The sequence below is a fragment of the Pallidibacillus pasinlerensis genome (genome assembly GCF_009996845.1).
Taxonomy (GTDB): Bacteria; Bacillota; Bacilli; order Bacillales; family Caldibacillaceae; genus Pallidibacillus; species Pallidibacillus pasinlerensis.
On sequence record NZ_JAACYS010000113.1, the window covers coordinates 1 to 5,268 of the forward strand.

General features: G+C 32.8%; 6 protein-coding genes. 1 reads left to right on the forward strand and 5 read right to left on the reverse strand.

The annotated features are described in order from the left end of the window. Nucleotides 1-509: 509 nt before the first annotated feature. Entirely contained in the window at nucleotides 510-1,376 is an 867-nt protein-coding gene (locus GW534_RS15430) for a nucleotidyltransferase-like protein (RefSeq protein ID WP_161921872.1), read from the reverse strand. A gap of 286 nt (nucleotides 1,377-1,662) precedes the next feature. Here GW534_RS15430 and GW534_RS15435 point away from each other — a divergent pair, with 286 nt between their 5' ends. Further along, nucleotides 1,663-2,016 carry a YgzB family protein gene (locus tag GW534_RS15435; protein WP_161921873.1) on the forward strand — a complete coding sequence of 118 codons (354 nt, stop codon included), beginning with the start codon at nucleotides 1,663-1,665 and terminating at the stop codon, nucleotides 2,014-2,016. A 180-nt stretch (nucleotides 2,017-2,196) separates the two neighbouring features. Here GW534_RS15435 and perR read toward each other — a convergent pair whose 3' ends face one another. The 4 genes from perR to bcp all read right to left on the reverse strand — a co-directional run bounded on the left by perR (nucleotide 2,197) and on the right by bcp (nucleotide 5,196). Beyond that, nucleotides 2,197-2,634, reverse strand: a complete 438-nt coding sequence (gene perR / locus GW534_RS15440) for a peroxide-responsive transcriptional repressor PerR (RefSeq protein WP_161921877.1) — start codon at nucleotides 2,632-2,634, stop codon at nucleotides 2,197-2,199. Between the two features lie 165 nt (nucleotides 2,635-2,799). After that, the gene (locus tag GW534_RS15445) at nucleotides 2,800-3,348 is read right to left on the reverse strand and encodes a cob(I)yrinic acid a,c-diamide adenosyltransferase (RefSeq protein WP_161921874.1); all 549 of its coding nucleotides are present in this window, start codon (nucleotides 3,346-3,348) and stop codon (nucleotides 2,800-2,802) included. A gap of 1 nt (nucleotide 3,349) precedes the next feature. Further along, nucleotides 3,350-4,300, reverse strand: a complete 951-nt coding sequence (locus GW534_RS15450; RefSeq protein WP_161921875.1) for a D-2-hydroxyacid dehydrogenase — start codon at nucleotides 4,298-4,300, stop codon at nucleotides 3,350-3,352. Nucleotides 4,301-4,728: 428 nt separating this feature from the next. Continuing rightward, nucleotides 4,729-5,196: a thioredoxin-dependent thiol peroxidase gene (gene bcp / locus GW534_RS15455; protein WP_161921876.1), complete on the reverse strand. Its 468-nt coding sequence runs from the start codon at nucleotides 5,194-5,196 to the stop codon at nucleotides 4,729-4,731. Nucleotides 5,197-5,268: the final 72 nt, after the last annotated feature.

Here is a 5,268-nt window from a genome sequence, read left to right on the forward strand (position 1 = left end):
ACTCAAAATAAAACTGACTAAATGGTTAATTAAAACGCTTTGTCTTGTTCAGTTTTCAAGGTTCAAGTCTCGCTTTCTTCTTGAAGCGACCTAATTAATTATATCAGGATAATTAAATATGTCAACTCTTTTTTTGAAAAGATTTTTAAAGAAGTAAAAAACTTCTTTTTTTGAAGCGACTTTTCAAGTTTACTACTTAACAAGAAATTTGTCAACTTCTATTTTATTGCCATTTTAATTAAGAACTTTTGTCTAATTTCTAACGGCAAATATTAATATATCAGGTATGCATATGATTGTCAACAAATAATTTGACCTTTTCATACGTAAATACTCTTTACTATATAATTGTTAATCCGTCTGTGTTCACAGTGCGTACCTTATGAAAAAAATAAAAGGTGTTCGTTCAAGGTATCAGTAATATCCAAAAAATTATACTGAACAAATTAAGCTCCCTTGAAGAACCGCCTTTTATAATGTTTTCGATTCTTCTATCTCTATAAACGACATTACTTTGTTAGGGAATAATAACGATGTTTAATCACTTTACTCTTTGATTCTTCTAATGTTACATTGATAAATTCTTTTTGCACTAAATATTCAAGTACAATAAATATATCTATACCGTACATTTTTAGTTCGTTATGATCTAGAATTTCTTGGATCGACCATTGTTGTTTTTCATTTAATGTATCAAGAATATGTCCCGCTCCAAGTTCAGTTTTTGAATGAATGAAAAAGTCACTTACTAAAAATAATAATTCAAGGCGTTTTTCTAAAGATTCTTCACTATAAAGTAACTCTCTATACATTTTGTATATTTCAGGTTCAATTGTCTTTACTTGGTTCCAAACTGTAACTTCTGGTTGAAAACCTTTTTCAATCAGCGATAATCTTCCTAAATGATGTAGAGAGTGGGTAACATGATTAAATGCATCCATAAAATGTTTTTGTTCAAACAATTGTCGACCATCATGATATCTACGGATTAATTTTGCAAACTCTAAACCAATTCGAATTTTTCGCGCGTGAAATGGAAAATCATTTAGTTCTTGTATTAATGAATGTAAGTAGTCGTTACGGTCAAACAAGATTTTCCCTTGAAACAGCCAATCAAATATTTTTCGGTTTGTTCCTTTCATTAGCCAATCTTTTAATTGATATTTGTTAACAATATGTAAACCGATTTTTTGCTCCTTTGCCTCATATTGTTTAACCAATAAATTTTTATTATCCTCGTCTGTAATAATCAGTAGTATGTAATCAAATGTATCTGTAACCGCATCTAAGTGTTCAGTTCCTTCTATTAATAGAACACCAAGAGTAGAAGGAAAGCTGGCTCGCTCTTGGTACAACGTTCGCAGTATATTTTCCATGTTTTTTTCCTCCAGACTTTCTTTTGGATAGTACTTAATTTCGACAAATATCGTTAAAATTCCTCTTTGTTTTTTACATAAGCTAAAATTTTAGTATTTAATTATTCTAGTATGTCACAAATTTCCATTTGTGATAGGTTTTCAAGTTAACCTCTATCAAAAATAGACATAACTAAATTATCATATTTCTATTTGAAGTTTAATTATGTTTTTATTTTTATAATTAATACTTTTCAGTCTATATTACCTACCTTTTATGGTATAGTTTTTTTAGGGAGGGAGAAACGTGGCAAAATACTCTAGTAAAATAAATAAGATCCGCACATTTGCATTAAGTTTAATTTTTATTGGCATTGTTATTATGTATGGTGGATTATTTTTAAAAGGTATGCCAATCTTAATGGTCACACTAATGATTTTAGGTTTATTATGTATCGTTGCCAGTGCTGTTATCTACTTTTTTATTGGTATGTTGTCTGTAAAAGCCGTACAAGTCGTTTGTCCAACATGTAATAAGACAACGAAAATGTTAGGCCGCGTTGATATTTGTATGTTTTGTAATGAACCATTAACATTGGATAAAAGTTTGGAAGGTAAAGAATTTGATGAAAGGTATAATCGTAAAAAGAATTTAAATTAGGTTTTGAGGGGATTTTTAATCAATGTTCAATCGAAAAATAGAAGATAGCGATTCAAAAAAATATGCTTCCGAAAATAATTTCGGGAGCATTTGAGATTTTACGTTAGCTTTTCTCACATAGTTTACTACCATAAGAAAGCTAATCTTTCACAAGACTGAAACAGTTACCAATATCATTTCTTAGTTGACCTTGTTGTTTGCACATTCTGGACATAAACCGTAAACTTCTAAACGATGGTGACTAATTTGATAACCAGAAACGTGCGAAGCAAATTGTTCAATCTCATCTAGACCAGGGTATTGAAAGTCTGTTATTTTACCACAGTCTTCACAGATGATATGGTAATGTTCATGAGTAACAAAATCAAAACGACTTGACGCATCGCCATATGTTAGTTCTTTGACTAAACCAACTTCTCGAAATACGCGCAAGTTATTATAAACCGTAGCAACACTCATATTTGGAAATCTACTTTCCAGCGCTTTATATATTTCATCAGCAGTTGGATGTGTCATTGAACTAATCAAGTATTCAAGTATCGCATGACGTTGCGGAGTGATGCGGACACCAGAATCTTTTAAAGTTTCTAACGCGTCTTTCAGATAATCTGCAGACACCGTCATGCACCTCGTCCTTCTTTCTAAATTAATAATCATTATTAATAAATAATCGTCATTAATGATAGTGTACTAATTAATAATTGAGTTTGTCAATCAATTCACAGTGAAAATGTTGTTATATTAGTTATTCATTGTATTTTTTCGTAAAATAGATTTGTAATTTCATTCCTCATGCAAGTTTTTTTCTTTTCCATTTAGCTTTTCATTAACAAATCTTGCAGCCACAAACAAAAAATCCGATAAACGATTCAAATATGCCAAGACAAATGGATTTACTTGTTCAATACTAGTTGCAGTTCGTTCTGCTCGTCTAACTATTGTTCGCGCTACATGTAAAGATGCACCGGCTGGATGTCCCCCTGGCAAAATAAAATTATTTAATGTAGAAAGATTCGAGTCTAATTGATCAATTGTTTCTTCTAATTCTTTTATATGCGCTTCTTCCAGTTTCCATTTCACTTCTTTTCCTTCTGGTGTTGAAAGTTCCGCACCGACATGAAACAAAATCGTTTGGACTTTATGGAAAATGTATAGTAACTGGTCCTTTTCTGCAAACTTTTCCTTTTGTAAAAAACTTGTCGCAAGACCGATATATGAATTGGCTTCATCACAAGTGCCATACGCCTCCACACGTGGGTCATTTTTCGCAACTCGTACTCCGTATACTAATGATGTCGTTCCTTTATCGCCTGATCTCGTATAAATTCTCATACTAATACCCCCGATCTAAATCAATCACATTAATGAAATCATTATTCTTATCAATATAAGCTTGTAAGTTTTTAGCAAAAATTTCATAGGCTCTCGGTAAATACATATTTGTTAAAGCAGATAAATGAGGTGTGAGCGTCACCTTTTCACATGTCCAGAATGGATGGTCTTCAGGAAGTGGTTCTTTTTCAAAAACATCGAGAAAAGCATGGGCTAGTTCTTCATTATTAAGCGCTTCTAAAAGATCTTCCTCATTGACAGCATTTCCTCTTCCAACATTAATAAATACAGCGTCTTGTTTCATACGGTTAAATTGTTCTTTTGTAAATACATATTGTGTTTCATTTGTGTTCGGTAAAACCGATACAACGTAATCTGCTTTTGGTAAAACTTCATTTAAATAATCTCTTGAATACGTTTCGTGAAAGGCGTCATTTTTATTACCACTTCGATTTATACCAATTGTATGCATGCCGAAAGTACGTCCATACGTACTAATTTGACTTCCAATGGCTCCCGCTCCAACAACAAGTAATGTTTTTCCATAGACTTCCTGAATCGGTACCTTTTTATTCCAAACTTTTTCACTTTGTTGTTTTAAAAAGACATCCAGTTGTTTTGCATATTGTAAAATATATCCGAAAACAAATTCGGCCATCGGGATTTTATGAATTCCTCTAACATTTGTAACAAGTATATTACGTTCTTTCAATATTTGAGATGGTAATTTTTCAATCCCAGCCGACATAACCATAACCCATTTTAATTTTTCAGCTTTCTGTACAACTTCTTCCGTTAAGTCCTCTCCATATGTAACGAAAACTTCTGCTTCGCTAATATGTTTCACAATATCCTCTTGATTCTTAATATACAAGAAATCAACATTCGGGAATTGCTCTTGTAGTTGTTTTTCCAATTCTTCATTTCTTTGTACTCTTGCTAAAATAAGCATTACCTCTCCCCCTTATTCATTATCACATTCATCCTTGTTAAAATTATAATACCATTTTGTAAATATTTAGAAAACTACTTAATGGTACAAGGGGACGGGTCCATCGTTTCATTTGAGGAATGAAACAGAGGGACGGGTTCACTGTACCAACAAAAAATGATACACCGAATGGTACAAGGGGACGGGTTCATCGTTTCATTTGAGGAATGAAACAGAGGGACGGGTTCACTGTACCAACAAAAAATGATACACCGAACCCGTCCCCCTGTCCCCCCCTGTACGAAAAATACCGGACTAAGTATTTTTTAGTCCGGTTATTGAGTGAAGATTCATGAGGAGGTATACCCTACTATACTATATGCACACCTTGTTTAAAGGCATGGTCAAACGCCTTGAAAACATAAAACGGGCGAATATCTTGAAACGTTTTACAGATTTTCTTTAATATAATTTAACGTTTCTTCCACATGACCTTGCACTCGAACTTTTCTCCATTCCTTTACAAGTACACCATCTTTATCAATTATAAAGGTCGAACGTTCGATCCCCATATATTCTCGACCGAAGTTTTTCTTTAACTTCCATACACCGAATTGTTCAGCGACTTCATGGTTTTCATCAGATAAAAGTAAAAACGGTAGTCCATGTTTTTCAATAAACTTTTCATGTCTACTAATTGGATCAGGACTTATCCCTAAAATCACCGCATTTACTTCTTCAAATTCTTTACTAAAATCACGGAAATCACATGCTTGTGTCGTACACCCCGGTGTCATATCTTTCGGGTAAAAGTAAAGAACGACATGTTTTCCTCGATAATCCGATAGTTTTATAGTTTCCCCGTTACTTGCCGGTAAAGCAAAATCTTGTACTTTTTCACCAACCGCAATAGTCATTGTAATCCCTCCTATATGTATATTTTTACCTTAACGAAACAATAGAGAAAAAACAAATCTTATACTTGTCAC